The sequence below is a fragment of the Enterobacter ludwigii genome (genome assembly GCA_023023105.1).
GTDB lineage: Bacteria > Pseudomonadota > Gammaproteobacteria > Enterobacterales > Enterobacteriaceae > Enterobacter > Enterobacter adelaidei.
Genome location: CP083824.1, coordinates 2,359,381 through 2,380,230, shown reverse-complemented (window position 1 = coordinate 2,380,230; position 20,850 = coordinate 2,359,381). Strand labels below are relative to the sequence as shown.

The window sequence follows — 20,850 nt, the reverse complement described above, 5'->3', positions numbered from 1 at the left end:
TGTCTCCTCAAAGGATGTGGGGGGCAATATGTTCGGCGATCAGTCCGATGGAGCGCAGCGTGTCTCGATGGGTGGGCTCGACCGAATGGACCTGGAATGAGATATCCGTGGCGCGCCTGAGAATGGAATCCGCATTAAGTGAACGCAGCACCGTATCAGGCGAACCGATATGGGCATCGAACTGACGACGATAATCAGTGACGTTGTCACCTTTGACCGTGTATCCGGCAGCGCGATGCTGCTGAGCTTGTTTCGCGAGACCCGGCGTTGCGACTCTGAGCGCATAGTCATCGCTGTCAGCGACGAAGGCTGTACGGGAGGCCAGAATACGCGGGGCGATGCCTGATGGCAGCGCATCGAGGTAGGCATCCACAATCGGGTTCTGGATCGCGTCGAGCGTTAAATCCAGCCGATCTGCCGGGCGCGGCTGCGTGCGGGAGAGCATTAAACCGTGTCCGGCCTGCGCGGCGCGAACGGCACCGTCAACTGAGAAGGTGGCTATCCAGATACGGTCAGCCAGCTGTGGCGCTGGCGGGTACAGGTGGTTATCCGGATGGGTGAGCGAATCCCCGTGCCAGGCGCTTTGGATCACATGCAGGTTCTCGGCAAACGCGGTCGCACGTTCTTCAAACGTCAGGCCGAACGGCAGAAAAGAGGTCGGCGTGCCGCCTGAGCCAAAGCCTACTTCCAGGCGTCCGTCTGCAAGCAGATCCAGCACGGCGGCATCTTCCGCCACACGCAGCGGGTTTTCCATCGGCAGGGTAATGATGGCCGTGCCCAGGCGAATGGTTTCCGTATGCGCGGCGACGTGTGCCAGAAACAGCAGCGGCGACGGCAGGCCACCTTCGCTTTCGTGGAAGTGGTGCTGTGCAATCCAGGCGCTGTCAAAACCGTGGCGTTCGGCGTGGCGGATCTGTTCAGTTGCCAGGCGATAGCGCTCCTTCGGCGTAGCGTCGTCAAGCAGGCGGGTGAAAAATCCCAGGCGTTTTCGCGTCATGCGAACTCCTCTGTAGCGGGTGAAAAATGGGGAATGGCGGCAATCAGCTCGCGGGTATAGTCGTTCTGTGGCGACGTGAATAAGGTTCCGACGTCGCCCTGTTCGACCACCTGACCGCTGCGCAGCACCGTGACGCTGTGGGCGATTCGGCGAACCGTGGACAGATCGTGCGTAATAAAGAGATAGGTCAACCCCAGTTGCTGCTGCAGCTGCTGAAGCAGAGCCAGGATCTGCGCCTGCACGGTGACGTCCAGCGCGGAGGTGGCTTCGTCCAGCACCAGAATGGTCGGCTCCAGGATCAGCGCCCGCGCGATAGCCACGCGCTGGCGCTGCCCGCCTGAAAGCTCACGGGCAGTGCGGCTCAGAATATCGACGGGCAGGGCAACCCGCTGCGCCACGGTCTCCACCCGGACCTTTCGCTCCGCCTTACTGAGGCGAGAAAAGTTCTTCAGAGGTTCTTCGATGATCTCAAACAGCGTCTGACGCGGGTCGAGAGAGGCAAACGGGTTCTGGTAGACAAACTGGATCTTCTGGCGCAGCTGGCGACGGGCCTCGCGGCTAAGCGTAGTGGCATCAATATCATCAATAATGACCTGTCCGCTGTCGGCCTGTTCAAAACCCAGCAAAATACGGGCGAGGGTGGTTTTTCCGGAGCCGGACTCACCCACCAGCGCATGCGTGCTGCCGCGCCTGACGTCAAACGTTACCCGATCCAGCGCCTGAAGCTGATGGCCTTTGCCCAGGGAGAATTGTTTGCTGATGGCGCGGGCGCGAATGGTCGGTGACGCGAGCGGCAGACCTGCCACCGGGGCAATGGTCAGGCGCTGGCCCTGGAGATCGCTTAACAGCTGACGGGTGTAGGCGTGCTGCGGCGTGCGCACGATATCGGCGGTGTTTCCCTGCTCCTGAACCTCGCCATCGCGAAAAACCAGCAGCCTGTCCGCGCGCTCAGCGGCAAGCGCGAGATCGTGGGTGACAAACAGAACGGCGGTACCCGATTCCCGGCGCAGGATATCCAGCAGGTCGAGAATGCGTTTTTGCACCGTCACGTCCAGCGCGCTGGTAGGCTCATCGGCAATGATGACGTCCGGGCGCAGCGCTATTGCGATGGCAATCAGCACGCGCTGTTTCATCCCGCCGGAGAGCTGGTGCGGATACTGGTTCATGCGCTGTTCGGGATGGCTCAGGCCGACCTTTGTCAGCAGGGCGAGCACCTGCTCGTCGCGCTGAGCGCGAGTCACTTTCTGGTGTAGCTGAATAATCTCTCCAACCTGCGCACCGATGGTCTTCACCGGGTTGAGCGAATTACCCGGGTCCTGCGGAACCAGGCTAACTCGCGCACCGCGAAGGGTATCGAGACGCTTAGCGGACCACTGGCTTATCTCCTCGCCGTTGAGAATGATTTTTCCCGCATCGCGCCGGGCGTTATCGGCCAGCAGACCGATGATCGCCTGCGCCGTGGTCGTTTTGCCGGAGCCGGACTCGCCGACAAAGGCCAGCATTTCTCCTCGCCCGAGCGTGAAGCTGACGTTATGCACCACCTCGCGCCACTGGCGCGCGGTACGGTAGCTGATGGTCAGGTTTTCTACCGAGAGTACGCTCATTTCAGGCCTCCGCTGAACTGTTGACTGATACGGTTGGTGGCCAGCACCACGGCGATGACGACCACGCCGGGGAAGGTGGTGAGCCACCAGGCGGTAGAGAGATAGTTACGGCCTTCTGCAATCAATAAGCCCCACTCCGGCACCGGCGGCGGGGTGCCGTAACCGAGGAAGCTCAGCGTGGAGAGCGCCAGGATGGCCTGACCAAACTGCAGCGTGGCAAAGGCGATGACGGCAGTTAAGGCATTGGGCAGGATGTGTCGCCACAGCACGGCGAAAAACGTCCCGCCGCAGCCAAACGCCGCTTCGACATAATCCGTGTGGCGGATGCGCACGACTTCACCGCGCGCGAGGCGGGCGAAGCTGGCTATTGAAGCCACGCCTACGGCAATCGCGGCGTTAACGGTGCCAAACCCGAGCAGAATAATCACCGTCAGCGAGAGCAGCAGAGATGGGATGGACAGCAGCACGTCGACGAAGCGCATCAGCAGAGACTCGACGCGTCCGGCGAACGCCCCGGCAACCACCCCTAAGCCGGTGCCTGCCAGCAGACCCATCGTCACGGCGGCCAGCGCCGCGCTCAGGGAGTGGGACGCACCATAAACAATACGGGTATAAACATCGCGACCAAGCTGATCGGTGCCGAGCCAGTGTCCCGCCTGCGGCGTCAGGCGCTGTGCACCGGCGATGCCCTCAATCGGGCTGTAGTGGGTTAACAGGCCGGGCGCCACGGCGGCAAAAAGCGCAATGATAATTACTGCCCATGCCAGCCACAGTCCTGGTTGCCACGCGACGCCCTGCCAGGCGGGAACGCGTTTTCGCGCGGCGGCAGCGTAATCGACCAGGCTCATGATGCACCTCCGGTAACGGTTTGCAGACGGGGATCCAGCAGCGGCATCAGCAGGTCCACCAGCAGATTGATCAGGACAAAACCGAGGGCGGAAATCATCACCACCGCCTGAAGTACGGCAATATCCTGGTTATTCACCGCCTGCTGGGTCAGTTGCCCGAGACCGCTGCGGCCAAAAACGGTTTCCGTGATCAGCGCCCCGGCAATCAGCTCGCCGAGCAGCAGCCCGGCAATATTTAGCACTGGCAGCAGGGCGTTGCCGGTCACGTGACGCCACAGGACAGCGGTTTCACTCAGCCCTTTGGCACGGGCGACGGCGACAAACGGCTGCGTCGCCACCTGGTCCAGACTGCGCATCAGAATTTGTGCCAGCGGGGCGGAGATTGGGATCGCGACGGTTACGATTGGCAGGATCAGCCCCTGCAGCGGCGTCGGGTTAATCACCGGGATCAGCCGCAGCTGGAAAGAAAAGAGCTGGATAAGGGCAATCCCCAGCCAGAACGTCGGTAAAGAGATAAACAGGACTGGCAGAGACTGGAGGGTATTACTCAGCCAGCGCAGACCCGGCAGGCGCGACGCAAAGGCCAGCGCAAATGCCAGCAGGACCGCGAGTAAAAAGGCAGGCAGGGCGAGGCTCAGGGTATCCGGCAGATTGCTGGCAATCAGCTCGCTGACCGGCACCCCGGCCTGAAGCGAATAGCCGAAATCCCCGCGCAGCATCGCCAGCAGCGTATGACCGTATTGCTGCCACAGCGGGCTGTCCGCGCCGTAGGCCACGCGCATCTCCTCGATTTGCGCCGGGCTTAAGCCCAGGTCCGGGTTCTGAAATTTAATCAGCACCGCGTCGCCCGGCAGCACCTGGAGCAACACGAACGAGAGGGTAAAGGCGGCCCACAGTACCAGCAGCCCGTGCCCAAAGCGTTGAAGAAGTGCGTGGCGCATCGTCGGCTCCTCAGTGTTTCTCAATCCACGCGCCGTAGAACGACGGGCGGCCTACCGCTTCAAAATTGACGCCTTTCAGCCACGGCGCACCGGCAAAGACCTGCGGCTCCTCGAAAATCGGAATAACGTAGGCGTTATCCAGCAGGTAGCGCTGGGCGTCCCCCGTCAGCTGCAGGCGTTTTTGCGGATCGACTTCAGCAGAAATGTTCACCAGCAGTTCATTCAGCTTGTCGTCACGGAAGTTTTTGACCTTGTCGCTGGACCCGCCTTTTTGCAGCAGCGCGTCGCGGTTAGCCGGGTAGAACATGCTTTTCACCACGTCAGGATCGGCGCGGCCCACTTCGGAGACGGTTAACGGGGTTTTCAGCGGGTCAAGGTTATCCAGCGTGCGGCTGCCTGCGTCACCGGCTTTGACGCTCAACGCCACGCCCACCTGTCGCCACTGCTGGGCAACCAGCTGCAGCACCTCTTTGTTTTGCGGCTGCGGCAAGGATTCATACACCGTCAGTGCCAGACGTTGGCCGTCTTTGGCGCGGATCCCGTCGCTGCCTGCTTTCCAGCCCGCGTCATCCAGCAGCTGGTTGGCTTTAGCCGGGTCAAAGGCCAATTTGTCGCTGAGATCGACAAAACCTGCGGCGGAATCGGCAATCACTGACTTCGCCTGCGGATAGTTGGCCGAGAAGAGGGTCTCAACCACCTGTTTTGCGTTGGTGGCATGCAGCAGCGCCTGGCGCACGCGAATATCGGAGACCAGCGGGTTATCCGGACGGAAGCTGATGCTGTCGTTCACCCCGCGCGTCGGGGCAGCATAGATCTTATAGCCCTGATCTGTAGCCTGCTTTTCGTCATATGCCTGCACCTGGCGAATAAAATCAGTCTGACCGGCCAGCAGGGCGCCCACGCGTACGCTGTCTTCCTGAGTCACGATAAACTTGATGCCATCAAGATTGGCTGGCCCCTGTTGCGCCAGATTTTTGGGACCCCACTGGTAGTCCTTACGCGCTTCCAGCGTTACTTCGCGACCCAGCTTCTCGTCCTTTACCACAAACGGGCCAGAGCCAATGATATGACGGGCATCCCCCAGCTCTTCAAAGTTGCGTTTCAGCGTGCTGAGCGAGACCAGACCCGAGCCAATGGTGGCGGTACCTTGCAGAAACCCCGGCGACGGTTTTTTGAAGTAGAACTTCACGGTCAGCGGGTCGATGACTTCGCTGCGATCGTAGTTATTGATCACTTCTGACACCGGCAGGCGCTGCGCCTTATTGCCTAAACCGTAGGTATCAAAATTTTTCGCTACGGCGTTCGCGTCCAGCGGCGTGCCGTCAGAGAAGGTGATGCCTGGGCGAATTTTAAAGGTGTATTCGGTTTTATCGGCGTTGGTGGTCCAGCTTTCTGCCACCCAGGGCTCCACCTGCAGCGTCCTGGGGTTCTGCCACGTCAGTTTGTCGGTGATCTGGTTCAGAATGCCGCCGTTCGGGTAAAAGCCACCGGCGGGCGGATAGAGGTTGGTGTGCGCCTGTTGCTCCAGATAAATCAGCGTGCCGCCTTTAACAGGCGCATCGGCGGACCAGGCTGCGGTGGTCGTCAGAATCAGCGCCGTCAGCAGCGGCAGACGAAACGGGGTTTGCATGGTGAATTCCTTTGTTATCTTCTTGTTAGCGTCGGATTCATCATCGGGCGCGGGGGAAAACAAGGGAACAAAGGAATTAAGATAAGGATTGCCGGAAAATGGCTATAAAAAAAACCGCCCCTGTCAGGAGCGGTACTTGAACGGTGGGTGATTATGAACGCAGGTCAATCACCATACGGCCACGGATCTGACCCTGTTCCATCTCTTTAAAGATGGCGTTGATGTCTTCCAGCGGACGCATCGTGACTTTCGGCACGACCTTGCCTTCTGCTGCAAACTGGAACGCTTCCTGCAGATCCTGACGGGTACCGACCAGCGAACCGACAACCTGAATACCGTCCAGCACCAGACGCGGAATATCGAGGCTCATTGCTTCCGGTGGCAGGCCAACCGCGACCACGCGGCCACCGGCACGCACGGCATCAACCGCTGAGTTGAATGCTGCTTTTGCGACGGCAGTGACGACTGCGGCATGCGCGCCGCCGGTTTTTTCCTGCACAATTTTAGCGGCATCTTCGCTGCGTGAGTTGATAGTTAAATCCGCACCCATGCTTGCCGCCAGCTTCAGCTGTTCATCGTTAACGTCAAGAGCGATGACTTTGGCGTTAAAGACGTTTTTAGCGTACTGCAGTGCGAGGTTACCCAGCCCGCCAAGACCATAAATTGCAATCCACTGGCCCGGTTTAATACCAGACACTTTTACCGCTTTGTAGGTGGTCACGCCGGCGCAGGTGATGCTGCTGGCAGCAGCCGAATCCAGACCGTCCGGCACTTTTACCGCATAATCTGCGGTGACAATGCACTCTTCCGCCATGCCGCCATCCACGGAGTAACCGGCATTTTTTACATCGCGACACAGGGTTTCGTTGCCGGTATTACAGTATTCGCAGTGACCACAGCCTTCAAAAAACCATGCCACGCTTGCGCGATCGCCGACTTTAAGCGATTTCACGCCAGGACCAACTTCTTTTACGATACCAATCCCTTCATGGCCCAGGATAACCCCGGTTTTATCGCCGAAATCACCGTTCTTCACGTGGAGATCGGTATGGCATACGCCACAGCACTCCATCTTAAGCAGGGCTTCTCCATGCTTTAACGGTCTTAACGTTTTTTCGGTGATATTGACCTGGTGATCCTGAGTGACAACAGCAGCCTTCATGTGTATCTCCTTGTTCATGATTAGAATTTGCATAGCAGGTGTAATACCCCTTAAGGATTGATACATTAGCCTGGTAATGCAAGGCTACGGCAACATAATGTCATCATTTGATTCGATTTAAGATTAAGAATACGGCGATCCCTCTAATTATTAAGGGGGAAAAGACTGGCCCGGCGAGCAACTCGCCGGGCGCAGTTTTACAGCTGTGCTTCTATCTCCTTAATCTCTTTACGCCATTGCGCCTGAAGCTGCGGCTTCTGATGCTTCGGCTTCCGTGCCAGATCGTCTTCCAGCAGCGTTTCCAGAGCGACCAGCCGTTCAAGCAGATCGTCATACGGCGAGGGTTGAACCGTCGCGGCAGCAGCGGGCGCCGCGGATGTCACTAGCCCTGCGCTTTCACGCAGACGCTCAAACACCGCTTCTGCATCGTGCCACTCGCTCAGCTTTCCTTCTTCAATCAGCCAGAAACGGTTGCAGCTTTCGCTAATTAACTGGCGGTCATGGCTGACCAGCAGAACACCACCTTCGAACTGCTGAAGGGTTTGCGCCAGCGCCTCTTTGCCTTCCATGTCCAGGTGGTTGGTGGGTTCATCCAGCATCAGCAGGCTATAGCGAGCAAGCGTCAGGCCCACGAACAACAGGCGTGAACGCTCGCCACCGCTGAGCGTGCTGACCGTTTGCACGTGACGCGCCCACGGGAAACCCGCGCTTATCAGCGCCATTTTGCGGTTCTGCGGATCCGGCGCGAAAGGCTCCAGCGCGTCGAGCAGCGTGGCGTTGTCCGGTAGCTGATTCAGCGTCTGGTCGTAATAGCCTGGCGACACGCGGGGGTGGATTTTCAGCCCGCTGTCTGCGGACTCATCGGCGAACTGTTGCCAGATAAGCCTCATTAGCGACGATTTGCCGCAGCCGTTGCGTCCGACAATCGCCACGCGATCGCCGCTTTTCAGCCGCGCCATGTCGATGTTAAACAGCTGCGGTAGCCCGGGCGCAGGCGGGACGCTGAGGTTTTCCATCTCCAGCAGACGGTCTGCCCGCAGCGCGTCGCCGCGCAGGGTTAACGTCCACTGGCTGCCTGCCGTGAGTGCCGTCTGGCTCTCCTTCAGCCGTTCGACCTGTTTTTCCATCTGTTTGGCTTTGCGGGCCAGGTCTTCGTTGTCGTAAACCTTGCCCCAGGTCGCCAGCCGCTTCGCGCTGGCGGTCACACGGTCGATCTCCTTTTGCTCCGCCTTGTGGCGCTGCGCGTCGCTTTCATCCTTTGCTTCAAGCGCCTTGCGGGCGGCCGTGCAGGGAAGGGCGAAGTAGTGCAGCGTTTTATCGCGCAGGATCCAGCTACCGTTGGTGACGGCATCCAGCAACTGTCTGTCATGCGAGACCAGCACAAAGCTGCCTGACCAGTTCTGCAAAAATTGCTCAAGCCAAAGCATGGTGGGTAAATCGAGATGGTTACTCGGTTCATCCAGCAAAAGCAGATCCGGCTCGTGAATCAATGCCCGCGCCAGCAGCAGGCGAGTGTGCTGCCCGCCGCTCAGCGTGGCGGATTGCAGCGCCATATCCTGCGGCGTGAAGCCCATGCTTGCCAGCAGCGTTTCGGCTTTCCAGCGCAGGCTGTCACGTTCAGCAGAAGGTAACTGTGCCAGCACGGCATCCAGCATGGTCAGCGGAAAAATAGCGTCCGGGAGGTGTTGTTCTACCCGTGCCATCAGGCACTGCCCGGCCAGCGAAACCGTTCCTGCGGCAGGAGCGTCAGTGCCGTCCAGTACCTTCAGCAGCGTACTTTTGCCGCAGCCGTTATCGCCCAGCAGGCCAATGCGATCGCCTTTTTTCAGCGTAAAGGATAGCGAGTCGAAGAGCGTGCCAAACGCCGTATCAACGCGTAAAGATTGTGCAGTGAGTAAAGTGCTCATTGTTGCTTACCCAAGAGTTACAGGCATGTTTATGCCTCGTCAAACATCGCTGACGATAACTCAGTAAGCCCGAGAGAAGGGATTTCAGGGGTTGGTGTCTTCGCTCAAGCAGAAGTTATCGCAGCACGATACCGATAACGCTTGAGCTGGTGCGATCACCAAATGTATGTGAAACATTGAAAATTTCACAGTACAGCATAATTGGCCTCCTTATATGTTATGAGTTTGTAATGAACTACCACTATACAACGTTTTCGAGTGTATACCAAGTAGAGGGGCAGCATTGCTGCCCTGTATTATCTTTTCCGTATAAGCAAATACAGGGCTAGTGTAAGAGCTGAGGCAATGAATGCGGCTATACTGAAAAAAGGTACAGCACAAAATCCATAATCAATTCGTCGCCATAGATTTCAAAATGCTCCGCAAAAGAGTACTGCGCATCTGGTGGAATAACTTTATATAATGTGATTAATGACAGAAATACTACGGTACACCATAGAATTACAAGGAGTACCACCTTCACTAATGGACAATCATATAGTTTCATTCTCACCACTTGTCGTTGCTCTGCGGTTAAATTAAACATTTTCTCTCTTAGTTAGAGGCGAAGCATCCTTTGCTTTCTTCGTCATCATGCACAACAACGATCGTTCCATGAATCACGATAGATAATATTACCCTCTGTATACTTCCAGGTAATCGCTTCATAACGTAATTCGAGCGTTTCAAGGTGCGTACTGCTTATACCGTTAGGAGACAGGTAGGGTGCAACTGTTGTAAACTTGACGTTTTCCAGAATGATATTGAAATACTCGGCCTCAATACCTGATTCCAGAATACGGTACATTTTAATTGTGGCCTTCTTCATGGTTCGGCCTTCACAGACAGCACGGTACAAAAGTGGTGTTGTTTGATCAAATTCCTTCACTATTGTGATAGGGCGATGGACACGCGTTCCTGTTAGTTTTCCCCAGCTTGGATCGACCGGGATAGTGACACCGTGAGAGAAGGATTTTAACTCGATAGACCCCAGACGAAGTGGCATAAGGCAACTGCCAACGATCGGTGAACCATTTTCATCTTCAAGCCATAAGTGTGCGGGTATAGACATAATATATCCTTATGCATAAATTTACGATAATGCTAACGTTTGAATCTTGCAATTTCATATATTGATAAAACAACCATCACAAACACAAAGAATAAGGGGATCAGCCAGATTGGGGCGTCAGGAAATAATGAGCCCTGAATCAAGGCGAATACTACTGTCAGCGCTGATGGGCCATAATACGAAACTAACGACCTGAACATTCGCCTGAAAAATCTTTTAATAAGATTCATCATGGTTATCGAACCATCCTGGTTATGATATCCGCAATTTCATCATCCGATGCCCATTGTGCTGTAAGCGCCTTAGCCCGCTCAAACACTGGCTCTATCAGGAAATACATCATTTCCAACTCTTGAACGTATAGCGCTGAGTAGTAAGCGGGATAAGTAATGTGAAGACGATGCGCGCTGTCTGCTGCTTTTTGGACAATGCCGTATATGCCAATAATCCCAACAACCTGTCCCGCTCTTCGCCCTGCCAGGGCACTGATTTCAAGGTTTAGATTCATGCCTGCTGCGACAAATGATGCCGTTGCTAAAGCAAACCCCACGTTTGTGAGTGAGCTTGCGGCAATATGGATATTAACAGCCATAAGCATTTGTTTGATACGTTCAAGCTGTTCTGTGGTTTTATCTTTAAATATTTCTTCGAAATAAATTTTGAACATGTCATACGCAACATTGTTATGTCGAAGAAGATAAATAACACCGTTTCTAAATCGAATGTCTTCAGCTTTTTGTTTCTTGCATACGTCCTGATATTCATCAGTAAAGCAGGACGTATAATACAGTGCGCGCGTTGCACCTGCGCCGATCGTTTCAATCTGATTTGATACGGCTTTTCCTACACCCGTTAATGCGTGGTCGAGTTTTAACGCAAGAATTTTATTCGCCTGCAAGTAACTTATCACTTCATCTCTGTAGCACATGACCGCTCCTTGCTTCCCTCGCGATCTTGTACATCAACAGCGTCTTTGATATCTGCACCGCCGTCATCTTTAAGCCAAAGATATGCCGGAATTGCCATTTTAATACCCTTTTTAAATTAATGAGTTTAGTGATGTGGAACGTTACTAAACCCTTAAAAGAATTTGTTTATTAGGCAAAAAGTGTTATGTGAAAATTTTATATTTCAACGAGATATGAATTATCGTTGAATTATTGATTTTTTAAATAAGGGGTAGGGGAACGCCGTTGTAGCGGCTAAGAAAATAAAGAGAGGAGGGTGTTCACGTTCCCTCTCCCTTTTGAGGAGAGGGAACGGTTGGAACGCAGAGTTAAATCGACGTCCGGCGATAACTCCGGTATTCAGGCTTCCAGAAGTTGTCGTCGATGGCCTGTTGCAGCGCGTCGGCTGAAGTTTTCACCGCCACGCCTTGCTGCTGCGCCATTTTACCTACCGCGAACGCGATAGCGCGCGACACCTTGTGAATGTCTTTCAGCTCTGGCAGCACCAGACCTTCACCGTTGTTGACCAGCGGCGAGTAGCCTGCGAGGGTTTCGCTCGCCGACATCAGCATTTCATCGGTGATGCGAGACGCGCCGGAGGCGATTACGCCCAGACCAATGCCCGGGAAGATGTAAGAGTTGTTGCACTGGGCGATCGGATAGGTTTTATCCTTCCACACCACTGGATCGAACGGGCTGCCGGTGGCAACCAGGGCGTTACCTTCAGTCCAGGCGATGATGTCCTGCGGCGTCGCTTCCACGCGGGAGGTTGGGTTAGAGAGCGGCATCACGATAGGGCGCTCGCAGTGCTTGTGCATCTCGCGAATGATCTCTTCGGTGAAGAGGCCGGTTTGCCCGGAAACGCCGATCAAAATATCCGGCTTCACGTTGCGCACCACGTCCAGCAGGGAGAGCACTTCGTTGTCGGTATCCCAGTTTTTCAGGTTTTCGCGCTTCTGCACCAGTTTGGTCTGGAACGGCAGCAGGTTTGGCATACCGTCGGTCAGCAGGCCGAAACGGTCAACCATAAAGACGCGAGAGCGCGCCAGCTCTTCGCTTAACCCTTCACGCTGCGTCTGCGCGATAATCTGCTCGGCAATACCGCAGCCGGCAGAGCCTGCGCCGAGGAAGACAATTTTCTGATAGCTCAGCTGGCTGCCTGCCGCGCGGCTGGCGGCGATCAGCGTACCCACGGTGACCGCTGCGGTACCCTGGATGTCGTCGTTGAACGAGCAGATCTCGTCGCGATAGCGGTTCAGCAGCGGCATGGCGTTTTTCTGCGCGAAGTCCTCAAACTGCAGCAGCACGTCCGGCCAGCGGTGCTTCACGGCCTGGATGAAATCATCAACAAACTGATAGTACTCATCGTCGGTGATTCGCGGATGACGCCAGCCCATATAAAGTGGATCGTTGAGCAACTGCTGGTTGTTAGTGCCGACGTCCAGTACCACCGGCAGGGTATACGCCGGGCTGATACCACCACAGGCGGTATACAGGGAGAGTTTACCGATGGGGATCCCCATCCCGCCAATGCCCTGGTCACCGAGGCCGAGAATACGCTCGCCGTCGGTCACCACAATCACTTTGATATTGTGGTTAGGCACGTTTTGCAGAATGTCGTCCATGTTGTGACGGTTCTGATAAGAGATGAAAACGCCGCGAGAGCGACGATAGATCTCTGAGAAGCGCTCGCAAGCCGCACCCACCGTCGGGGTGTAGATCACCGGCATCATCTCTTCGAGATGGTTCTGTACCAGGCGATAGAAGAGGGTTTCGTTGGTGTCCTGAATGTTACGCAGGTAGATGTGTTTGTCGATTTCAGTTTTGAAACCCTGATACTGGATCCACGCGCGCTCTGCCTGTTCTTCAATGGTCTCAACCACTTCAGGCAGTAAACCCAGCAGGTTAAAGCTGCTGCGCTCTTCTATGCTGAAGGCGCTGCCTTTGTTAAGCAGGGGGAATTCGAGTAAAACCGGTCCGGCATAAGGGATATATAAGGAACGATGTTTTTTCAGTTTGTTGTCCATGTCACTCACTCTTTTTATGAAGATCCGTCCCTGACACTGCTGTTTGTCATCTTTCTGGCCTGTGCTACGGGATTCGGTCAGCGGTATTATAAAGGAGCTAAATATGAATTACCGCAACACATAAACAAAAACACCATCGGAAGACCGATGGTGTTGAGGTTCTGTTTCTGGAACTTACTTGCCCGCGTGGCGTTTTCTGCCGGTGGCGTGAGTGACTTGCGTTTCATGGTCGCCTTCAATCACCACTTTACGTTGGTTTGAAAGCTTGTAGTTCAGTCCCAGAATGTGGCGTGCCTGACGGTTCGATTTCATGTTAACTCCTCAATCCTGTTGATAGTTTTAAGGACCAGTTTGCTCACGCAAACGAAATGTAACCCCTTAGGTTGCACATCCAGCATAGCAGGTTTTTACATTACCACTTCATTTCGCCGGTATTCACTTTGGCGCTCAGTTCCAGTGAGCTGGCTTCTGCAAGGTTCGGCCACTGTTTTTTCATCGTGTCGATTACGCTGGCTGAGTTTTTATGTTGACCTAACGCCAGTTCGAACTGCTGAAGGTACTGACGGGTAAAGTCGATAGCCCCGGTTCCGGCTGGCGGCGTGCCGAGATAATGCCCCGGAATGACGCGCTCGGGCTTATGTGCGGCCATATCATCCAGCGTTTCTTGCCACTGCTTACGGCTCGCTGGTGTCTGGGTGTCTGCTGTCCAGACGTGAATGCCCCAGGAAACCCCGGTACCGCCAAGAATGGTTTTCGCTGACGGGATCCAGACATAAGCCGCGTAGCTGTCTGGTTGCTCAATATCAATCTTTTCCCCGTCAACCATAAACGTGGTGGAGGTAAGCACCTGCGGCACAACCAGCTCGGTTGGCGCGCCGTCTTTCATCTGTGGACCCCAGAAGGCGAGCTTGGCGTCTTTGGTGGCTTTAATATGGTCAACGACATGCTGGGTGGCTACCACTTTGGCATTCGGGAAGGCTTTTACCAGCGGCTGCAGACCGAAGTAAAAATCGGGGTCGCCAGACGTGATCACAATCTTATTCAGCGTTTTACCGCTGTGGCGAATTTTCTCTACCAGCGCTTCGCCATCTTTCACGCTGAACTGCGCATCAAACAGAACCGCTTCTTTCGGGCCGGAGACCAGCGTTGATGAGACCGCGAAAACCCTTTTTCTTGCGGGTTATAGGTATCAATGGTCAACGGTGCAGCAAAAACAGCCGGAGTGAAAAGGGTGGAAAGCAAAGCAAGGTGAGTGAGTTTCATACTGTTGTCTCTGTTGTGCAGGAAAGTCTCTATTGTACGGATATTCGCATTTGCCAGAATTCCTGAAACAAGACATGCTTAGTTTCATAAATCGAGCAAATGGAGTTTCTATGGATCGCGTTATTGCCGCTCAGGTCTACAACCGGATATGCGAGCTGGGAAGTTTGAGCGCGGCGGCCCGCGCGCTGGGGATTTCCCGACCGATGGTGAGCCGCTATCTTGAACAAATGGAGAAGTGGGCGGGAACACGGCTGGTTAACCGCTCAACGCGCAAGTTAACCCTGACCGCGGCAGGGGAAAAGGTGCTGCAAAAAACACGGACACTCTCGCAGATCTCGCAGGAAATCGAAGGTCAGTCAGAGAAAGATCTGCCGTCCGGCACGCTGCGGGTGGCCTGCGCCCATTTCACCGCTATGCACCTGATTGCGCCGGTGTTGCCCGGTCTGCTTTCGCGCTATCCGCAACTGCGCATCGAGCTGGATGTGAACAACCACCCGGTCAGCCTGGTGGGAGAGCGCATTGATGTCGCCGTGCGCATTACGGATAACCCTGAACCCGGCATGATTGCCCGTCGGCTGGGAGAATGTCGCTCGGTTCTCTGTGCCTCACCCGATTATCTTGCACTGCACGGGACGCCCGTCAGCCCCGAAGAATTAGCACAGCATAACTGCCTGCACTACAGCTTTTTCGCCGGGCAGTCCTGGCACTTTCTGACCCCGGAAGGCGAAAACCTGAGCGTGGCCGTCAGCGGCAACCTGAGCGCCAGCATCTCTTCGCTGTTGATGGATGCGGCGATAAAGCATTGTGGTATTGCGATGCTGCCGGAGCGTGAAGCGTCTGCCGCGCTGGACCAGGGCTTACTGGTGCCGGTGCTGAGCGCGCTGGAGCCGAAACCGCTTGCCATCCATGGCATTTATCAGTCCCGGGAATATCAGCCAGCTGCACTGCGCGTGTTTCTCGATGAACTGGCCGGTTATCTGGCATGATAGCCGCGAACGCTCTTGATTACTTTGCCTTTAGCCAGGGCGTGGCGGTGCTCCAGAAAATAATATCGGCCCCGAGGTACTGTTCTGCGAACTGGTCAAACTCGGCTTTGATAAAGGGCTTACCGGTCTGCGGATTTTTATAGGTCAGGGTCGGCTCCTGAACCGCCATGGCGATGAGCGGCAGCGTGTGTTTATTTTTATGGAAGAAGGGATAGGCGTTCTTCATGTGGGCCTTGCGGTTGGGAACAATGTCCGGTCCACCCAGGCCGATATTGTTAGCGCTGGCATACGCAAACAGACGCCCCATGTAGTTGTGGTCATTATCCCACTCGCACGGCCAGAAGTTCACGTATTGCACAACGTGTGATTTCTGAAAAGCCTTTCGCGCAAAGGCGAGGTTTTCCATTTCACCCGCGAAATAGCTGTCGCAGGTAAATCCGGCCGGCGGATTTTTTTCGTCGATATCAATGGCGGTTTCCGGCAGGTTTACCCCGTATACCTCGCCATCAAAGCGTTTCGCCAGGGCGGCCAGCAGCGCCTGGTAGCGCTGGCGCACGGCAGGATCCCACTGACGCGCCACCCATCCTGAACCGACTGGCTTTCCTTCGCCGGGGTTATCGAACTGCGGTGCAATCCCGCCACCATATTGCTTATCGTGCATCAGATAATCCGGCACGTAGCGGGCATTAGGCTCAAAGAAACGATCCTGAATCTGGATGAAGAGCTTTTTCCTGGCAGTCTTAAGACGCGCCAGATCCTGCTCAATGCGCGAGAAGTCATACTTGTTCTTCTCGGGTTCAAGCAAGCGCCAGTTGTAAACAATCTGCACGCCGCCGATGTCGCTTCGCGCAACAAGCGGAAACGCCGCATCGAGATCGCCGGAGCTGGTATAGATAAAGTTCTCCGGCGTTTTCGCCAGTGCAGACAGCGATAGAGCCAGTGTAGTTACGGCAACGGCCATCCTGATTTTTAGCGCCACATCATTATCCTTTTTGTTGGTGCAGCAGGTGAAAGTCCTGGAAAAGTCTGTGTTCCAGGGTGGGTCAGATGCGTAGTCTATACTTAACCCTTTGTAAGCCAAAAGGAGAGCAAGAATGACTATTCATAAGCACGGTTCGGCACACTGGTCTGGCGACATTAAGCGCGGAAAAGGAACGGTTTCCACCGAGAGCGGCGTTCTCAATCAACAGCCTTATGGTTTCAATACCCGCTTTGAGGGCGAAAAGGGGACCAACCCCGAAGAGCTGATTGGCGCAGCACATGCGACCTGTTTTTCGATGGCACTGTCGCTGATGCTTGGCGAAGCGGGCTATATCGCCGATTCCATTGATACCACCGCGGACGTCTCTCTGGATAAAACCGACGGCGGCTTTGCTATCACGAAGGTTGCCCTGAAAAGTAAGGTGACCGTCCCAGGCATCGCCCCTCAGCAGTTCGATGGCATTATTCAGAAAGCGAAAGCGGGCTGCCCGGTATCGCAGCTCCTGAAAGCCGAGATTACGCTCGACTATAAGCTTAACTAAGTCCCAGTCGGGTTCGCGCCCGGCTCTTCCTCTCGCGCGTTCCTGGCGCTGGATTTACAGGGACGGGGGATCCGCAAATCTAATCCAGATTCCGCCAGCAGCGAACGTTCCGGCCCTCATGTGAGGGCTGTAACGGTTGCGGATGTTCACATCCCTCCATTGCCATCGGGCAGCGATCACGGAAAAAACAGCCAACCGGCAAATGACGGTTTCCGGGAAGTTCAGTCTTACGCAGCGCCAGCCCCTCATCCAGCGGTTGACCTGTTCTGGGAACGGAGTCAAGCAGCAGCCGGGTGTAAGGATGGCGCGGCTCCCCCAACACCTGTGCGGCACTACCCAGTTCAACAATCTGACCCAGATACATTACTGCCACGCGGTCGCTCATATGCCTGACCACCGAAACGTTATGGGAGATCAAAACAAAGGTCAGATTACGCTGCTGTTGCAGTTTTACCAGCAGGTTGAGGATTTGCGCCTGCACCGAGATATCCAGCGCGCTGGTGGGTTCATCGAGCACTATAATATCGGGATCGGACGATAGCGCCCGGGCGATGGCAATGCGCTGACGTTGTCCACCGGAAAAGGCGTGCGGGAGTCGGTCGAGATACTCCGGGCGAATACCTACCAGCAGTGCCAGGTTTTCAGCCAGCTGGCGGCGCTCGCGCTCGCTGCTGCGTTTTTGCACCCACACCGGCTCGGTGATAATGCGCCAGACCGGTAGACGCGGGTCGAGTGAGGAGAGCGGGTCCTGGAAAACCATCTGCATGCCGCCCGCGTGCTGTGTCCGCTGGCAGGCGCCGGTGCTGGGTTTAAGCATGCCCATCAACAGTTGTGCCAGCGTGCTTTTCCCACAGCCGGACTCACCGACTATACCCAGTGTTTCTCCCCGGCGGATCTGTAAATCAAGCCCGTTGAGGGCATGTACCTGTTCCGTTACGCGGCCAAGCCAGTTTTTGCGTGCCGGAAAATTCACGTACACGCTATCCAGTTCCAGCAGTACATCAGACATGGTGTTGCTCCCGTTGTGGATACCAGCAGGCAGCCTGTTGGCCTTCTGCTCCATTGGGTTGTAAGCGCGGTGTTTCACTGCATTTCGCCCCGGCGGCAAAGCAACGCTCGCGGAAAGCGCATCCTTGCGGAAGCTGGCTGAGGTTGGGTACTGTGCCGGGGATCGCCGGAAGCATGTCGCGCGGCTGACCATTTTCCGGTGCACACTGCAACAGACCAATAGAATAAGGGTGTACGGGATGGTGGATCAGCGTTTGCGTGGATCCGCTTTCTATCACGCTACCCGCGTACATCACATACATGCGATCGCAGAGTTGCGACACCACGGCCATATCGTGGCTAATAAACAGCACCGAGGTGCCGCTGGCGCGTGCTTTGTGTTTCAGTAGCCGGAGCACCTGTAACTGAACGGTGACATCCAGTGCCGTGGTGGGTTCGTCGGCGATGATAAGTTCAGGCTCGCAGGAGAAGGCAAGGGCGATCATCACCCGCTGGCGCATGCCGCCTGATAGCTCGAACGGATAGCGTTCCATGACCTGTTTCGCGTCCGGGATTTGCATCTCCTCCAGCAGAGTAATCGCCTTCTGCTGCGCCTCACCCCGCGAAAGCGGCTGGTGCTGGCGGATAACCTCCACCATCTGTTTGCCAATCCGCCGCGTCGGGTTGAGTGCAGTCATCGGCTCCTGAAAAATCATCGCCACTTTAGCGCCTCGCCACTGGCGAAGCTGTTGCTCGGATGCCGTCAGGACATTTTCACCCAATAGCCTCACCTGACCGTGATGAATATGGTAGCTGCCTTCCGGCAGCAGGCGCATAGCCAGCATGGCGGTAACCGATTTTCCCGAACCCGACTCACCAACAACGCCAACGATTTCACCTCGTTTGATCTCCAGCGAGACGTTGTTGAGGGCATGGACCTCACCGCGAAAAATCGGGAAGCTCAGATGTAAATCTTCAATGGTTAATACCGATTCGGTCATGACTGTTTCCCTCCCGATTTCGGATCCAGCAGATCGCGGATACCGTCACCAAACAGATTAAAGCCCACGGCAGTAATCAAAATGGCTGCACCAGGAAAGGCACAGTACCACCACTGGTCGAGGACGTAGTTACGGCCAACGGCCACCATTGCGCCCCATTCGGCGGTCGGTTGCTGAGCACCCAAACCAATAAAGCCCAGCGTGGCGGCCATCAGAATGGCGCTACCGATATCCAGTGAGGCCTGCACAATCAGCGGTGGCAGGGCATTGCGCAGGATATGCCAGCGGATTAAATGCCAGCGCGATGCGCCAAACGTGCGGGCGGCCTGGACATAGGTAAACTGGCGCACCACCAGCGTTTGTCCGCGCGCCAGGCGGACGTAAAACGGAATGCGGACAATCGCAATCGCCAGCATGGCGTTAAATAGGCTCGGGCCCAGTGCGGCTGCCAGTGCCATGGTGAGTACCAGGGAGGGAATAGAGAGCATAATGTCCATCACCCGCATGATGATGGCGTCGCCGCGCCCGCCCAGAACACCGGACAAACAGCCCAGCAGCGAGCCAATCCCTCCTGCAATAACCACAACGGCCAGCCCGGCGGTAATGGATTGCTGACTGCCCGTCAGTACGCGGCTGAACAGATCGCGGCCCACTTCGTCAGTGCCAAACCAGTGTTGCGCCGACGGTGCCTGCAGGCGGGCGGTCAGATCCAGCGCGTTCGGGTCGTGCGGCACTATCCACGGTGAGGTCACCATCAGAAGCAGCATGGCTATCATAATGACGCCACCGACGATCGTGAGCGGGCTTTGACGCAGCATCCAGAAGAGCTTTGCCCAGTTGATGCGTTGTCTCACGGTTTTAACCGGTACGGGCGTTTCCTGCGTTAACATCATTCGGCACCTCCGCGCCCGATTCGCGGGTCGATCCACAGGTAAAGCAGATCGACCACCAGATTAACCAGCACGTAGGCCAGCGAGACGACGACCGCGAAGCCCATCACCGCCGGGAAATCCAGCGCCTGGATGGACGTCACCACCCAGGCCCCCATTCCGGGCCAGGCGAAGACGGTCTCGGTGAGCACGGCACCGTAAAGCAGATCGCCCAGCGCCAGCCCGAGTACGGTAATTGACGGGATCATGGCGTTTGGTAAGGCATAGCGCAGCACGATGTACCAGCCTGGCAACCCGCTGGCGCGGGCGGTACGAATGTAATCCTCGCTCAACTGCTCAAGCATGGCCGAGCGTACCTGCCGCGCCACAATGCCCAGATGCACAAACGCCAGCGTCAGTGAGGGTAAAATCAGATGCTGCAGGGTGTTCAAAAACACCTCTGCGTTGCCTTCAAGCAGGGAATCGATCAGATAAAACCCGGTGACATGAGCTGGCGGGTCAAGCCAGTCGTCCAGCCGACCGCCACCGGGAAGAATTTGCAGATGACCATAGAACAGCACAATGACGCCCAGCCCGAGCCAGAATGCGGGGGTGGAGATCCCGGTCATTGCCATCAACCGCACCAGATGATCCAGCCAGCGGTTACGATACACCGCCGATAAAATCCCCAGCGGCACCCCAATCACCAGGGCCAGCAGCAGGGAACAAAAAGCCAGTTCCAGCGTAGCGGGGAAAAAGGCTTTTAAATCTTCCGCAACCGGACGCCCGGTGCGAATCGACGTCCCTAAATCACCATGGGCGAGAGCCTCCACGTAGCGGCCAAACTGGATATACAGCGGTTGGTCCAGTCCCAGCTGCTGGCGAATGCCCTGTACAATTTCGTCGCTGGCGCGGTCACCGGCCAGCAGACGGGCCGGATCGCCGGGGATCATGTGTGAAATAATAAAAGTAATAATACAGACACCGGCCACCACCAGGAGTAACCCCCAGCAGCGCTGGCGCACAATGCTCCAGAACGTCATACAC

General features: G+C 55.8%; 18 protein-coding genes and 2 pseudogenes. 2 read left to right on the top strand and 18 right to left on the bottom strand.

From position 1 onward, the window contains the following. Positions 1–7: 7 nt before the first annotated feature. The 13 genes and pseudogenes from LCD46_11525 to LCD46_11465 form a co-directional block, all read right to left on the bottom strand. Positions 8–997 (bottom strand): putative FMN-dependent luciferase-like monooxygenase, encoded by a 990-nt coding sequence (locus tag LCD46_11525; GenBank protein ID UOY68751.1) that lies wholly within the window; start codon positions 995–997, stop codon positions 8–10. Then, positions 994–2,601 (bottom strand): ABC transporter ATP-binding protein, encoded by a 1,608-nt coding sequence (locus tag LCD46_11520; GenBank protein UOY68750.1) that lies wholly within the window; start codon positions 2,599–2,601, stop codon positions 994–996. The genes LCD46_11525 and LCD46_11520 overlap by 4 nt, the downstream gene beginning before the upstream one ends. Then, positions 2,598–3,449 carry an ABC transporter permease gene (locus LCD46_11515; GenBank protein ID UOY68749.1) on the bottom strand — a complete coding sequence of 284 codons (852 nt, stop codon included), beginning with the start codon at positions 3,447–3,449 and terminating at the stop codon, positions 2,598–2,600. Before LCD46_11515 ends, LCD46_11520 begins: the two co-directional genes overlap by 4 nt. Next, complete coding sequence (locus tag LCD46_11510) at positions 3,446–4,390, bottom strand: ABC transporter permease (GenBank protein UOY68748.1); 945 nt, start codon at positions 4,388–4,390, stop codon at positions 3,446–3,448. The genes LCD46_11515 and LCD46_11510 overlap by 4 nt, the downstream gene beginning before the upstream one ends. 10 nt (positions 4,391–4,400) lie before the next feature. Then, positions 4,401–6,020, bottom strand: a complete 1,620-nt coding sequence (locus tag LCD46_11505) for a TIGR04028 family ABC transporter substrate-binding protein (GenBank protein ID UOY68747.1) — start codon at positions 6,018–6,020, stop codon at positions 4,401–4,403. Positions 6,021–6,171: 151 nt separating this feature from the next. Continuing rightward, complete coding sequence (adhP, locus tag LCD46_11500) at positions 6,172–7,182, bottom strand: alcohol dehydrogenase AdhP (GenBank protein UOY68746.1); 1,011 nt, start codon at positions 7,180–7,182, stop codon at positions 6,172–6,174. A 197-nt stretch (positions 7,183–7,379) separates the two neighbouring features. Then, positions 7,380–9,089 (bottom strand): ATP-binding cassette domain-containing protein, encoded by a 1,710-nt coding sequence (locus LCD46_11495; GenBank protein UOY68745.1) that lies wholly within the window; start codon positions 9,087–9,089, stop codon positions 7,380–7,382. A 631-nt stretch (positions 9,090–9,720) separates the two neighbouring features. Continuing rightward, positions 9,721–10,200 carry a type VI secretion system tube protein Hcp gene (gene hcp / locus LCD46_11490; protein ID UOY68744.1) on the bottom strand — a complete coding sequence of 160 codons (480 nt, stop codon included), beginning with the start codon at positions 10,198–10,200 and terminating at the stop codon, positions 9,721–9,723. A gap of 235 nt (positions 10,201–10,435) precedes the next feature. After that, positions 10,436–11,128: a hypothetical protein gene (locus LCD46_11485; protein ID UOY68743.1), complete on the bottom strand. Its 693-nt coding sequence runs from the start codon at positions 11,126–11,128 to the stop codon at positions 10,436–10,438. Positions 11,129–11,133: 5 nt separating this feature from the next. Then, positions 11,134–11,226, bottom strand: a pseudogene (locus tag LCD46_11480) (type VI secretion system tube protein Hcp). 250 nt (positions 11,227–11,476) lie between these two features. Then, the gene (locus LCD46_11475) at positions 11,477–13,174 is read right to left on the bottom strand and encodes an NAD-dependent malic enzyme (GenBank protein UOY68742.1); all 1,698 of its coding nucleotides are present in this window, start codon (positions 13,172–13,174) and stop codon (positions 11,477–11,479) included. Between the two features lie 174 nt (positions 13,175–13,348). After that, complete coding sequence (sra, locus tag LCD46_11470) at positions 13,349–13,486, bottom strand: stationary-phase-induced ribosome-associated protein (GenBank protein UOY68741.1); 138 nt, start codon at positions 13,484–13,486, stop codon at positions 13,349–13,351. A 100-nt stretch (positions 13,487–13,586) separates the two neighbouring features. Then, positions 13,587–14,437 (bottom strand): annotated as a pseudogene (locus LCD46_11465) (MBL fold metallo-hydrolase). 110 nt (positions 14,438–14,547) lie between these two features. Here LCD46_11465 and LCD46_11460 point away from each other — a divergent pair. Continuing rightward, positions 14,548–15,423 carry a LysR family transcriptional regulator gene (locus LCD46_11460; GenBank protein ID UOY68740.1) on the top strand — a complete coding sequence of 292 codons (876 nt, stop codon included), beginning with the start codon at positions 14,548–14,550 and terminating at the stop codon, positions 15,421–15,423. 19 nt (positions 15,424–15,442) lie between these two features. Here the strand turns inward: LCD46_11460 and LCD46_11455 are convergent, their stop codons facing one another. Then, complete coding sequence (locus LCD46_11455) at positions 15,443–16,402, bottom strand: hypothetical protein (protein UOY68739.1); 960 nt, start codon at positions 16,400–16,402, stop codon at positions 15,443–15,445. A gap of 115 nt (positions 16,403–16,517) precedes the next feature. Here LCD46_11455 and LCD46_11450 point away from each other — a divergent pair, with 115 nt between their 5' ends. Then, positions 16,518–16,946, top strand: a complete 429-nt coding sequence (locus LCD46_11450; GenBank protein UOY68738.1) for an OsmC family protein — start codon at positions 16,518–16,520, stop codon at positions 16,944–16,946. Between the two features lie 79 nt (positions 16,947–17,025). On the opposite strand, the gene LCD46_11445 is transcribed toward LCD46_11450, so the two are convergent. Genes LCD46_11445 through LCD46_11430 form a run of 4 tightly spaced genes read right to left on the bottom strand, consistent with a single transcriptional unit; the run spans position 17,026 to position 20,846 of the window. Continuing rightward, entirely contained in the window at positions 17,026–17,955 is a 930-nt protein-coding gene (locus LCD46_11445; GenBank protein ID UOY68737.1) for an ABC transporter ATP-binding protein, read from the bottom strand. Beyond that, positions 17,948–18,934, bottom strand: coding sequence for an ABC transporter ATP-binding protein (locus LCD46_11440; GenBank protein UOY68736.1), 987 nt, complete (start codon positions 18,932–18,934; stop codon positions 17,948–17,950). Before LCD46_11440 ends, LCD46_11445 begins: the two co-directional genes overlap by 8 nt. Continuing rightward, the gene (locus LCD46_11435) at positions 18,931–19,827 is read right to left on the bottom strand and encodes a D,D-dipeptide ABC transporter permease (GenBank protein ID UOY68735.1); all 897 of its coding nucleotides are present in this window, start codon (positions 19,825–19,827) and stop codon (positions 18,931–18,933) included. The genes LCD46_11440 and LCD46_11435 overlap by 4 nt, the downstream gene beginning before the upstream one ends. Then, positions 19,824–20,846 carry an ABC transporter permease gene (locus LCD46_11430; GenBank protein ID UOY68734.1) on the bottom strand — a complete coding sequence of 341 codons (1,023 nt, stop codon included), beginning with the start codon at positions 20,844–20,846 and terminating at the stop codon, positions 19,824–19,826. Before LCD46_11430 ends, LCD46_11435 begins: the two co-directional genes overlap by 4 nt. Positions 20,847–20,850 lie beyond the last annotated feature (4 nt).

Bases quoted from the DNA above. Each gene is read 5' to 3' on its own strand.
- LCD46_11515 (UOY68749.1), bottom strand. From the start codon at position 3,449: ATGAGCCTGGTCGATTACGCTGCCGCCGCGCGAAAACGCGTTCCCGCC.
- LCD46_11525 (UOY68751.1), bottom strand. From the start codon at position 997: ATGACGCGAAAACGCCTGGGATTTTTCACCCGCCTGCTTGACGACGCT.
- LCD46_11440 (UOY68736.1), bottom strand. From the start codon at position 18,934: ATGACCGAATCGGTATTAACCATTGAAGATTTACATCTGAGCTTCCCG.
- LCD46_11445 (UOY68737.1), bottom strand. From the start codon at position 17,955: ATGTCTGATGTACTGCTGGAACTGGATAGCGTGTACGTGAATTTTCCG.
- LCD46_11505 (UOY68747.1), bottom strand. From the start codon at position 6,020: ATGCAAACCCCGTTTCGTCTGCCGCTGCTGACGGCGCTGATTCTGACG.
- LCD46_11510 (UOY68748.1), bottom strand. From the start codon at position 4,390: ATGCGCCACGCACTTCTTCAACGCTTTGGGCACGGGCTGCTGGTACTG.
- sra (UOY68741.1), bottom strand. From the start codon at position 13,486: ATGAAATCGAACCGTCAGGCACGCCACATTCTGGGACTGAACTACAAG.
- adhP (UOY68746.1), bottom strand. From the start codon at position 7,182: ATGAAGGCTGCTGTTGTCACTCAGGATCACCAGGTCAATATCACCGAA.
- LCD46_11475 (UOY68742.1), bottom strand. From the start codon at position 13,174: ATGGACAACAAACTGAAAAAACATCGTTCCTTATATATCCCTTATGCC.
- LCD46_11460 (UOY68740.1), top strand. From the start codon at position 14,548: ATGGATCGCGTTATTGCCGCTCAGGTCTACAACCGGATATGCGAGCTG.
- LCD46_11520 (UOY68750.1), bottom strand. From the start codon at position 2,601: ATGAGCGTACTCTCGGTAGAAAACCTGACCATCAGCTACCGTACCGCG.
- LCD46_11450 (UOY68738.1), top strand. From the start codon at position 16,518: ATGACTATTCATAAGCACGGTTCGGCACACTGGTCTGGCGACATTAAG.
- hcp (UOY68744.1), bottom strand. From the start codon at position 10,200: ATGTCTATACCCGCACACTTATGGCTTGAAGATGAAAATGGTTCACCG.
- LCD46_11435 (UOY68735.1), bottom strand. From the start codon at position 19,827: ATGATGTTAACGCAGGAAACGCCCGTACCGGTTAAAACCGTGAGACAA.
- LCD46_11485 (UOY68743.1), bottom strand. From the start codon at position 11,128: ATGTGCTACAGAGATGAAGTGATAAGTTACTTGCAGGCGAATAAAATT.
- LCD46_11495 (UOY68745.1), bottom strand. From the start codon at position 9,089: ATGAGCACTTTACTCACTGCACAATCTTTACGCGTTGATACGGCGTTT.
- LCD46_11430 (UOY68734.1), bottom strand. From the start codon at position 20,846: ATGACGTTCTGGAGCATTGTGCGCCAGCGCTGCTGGGGGTTACTCCTG.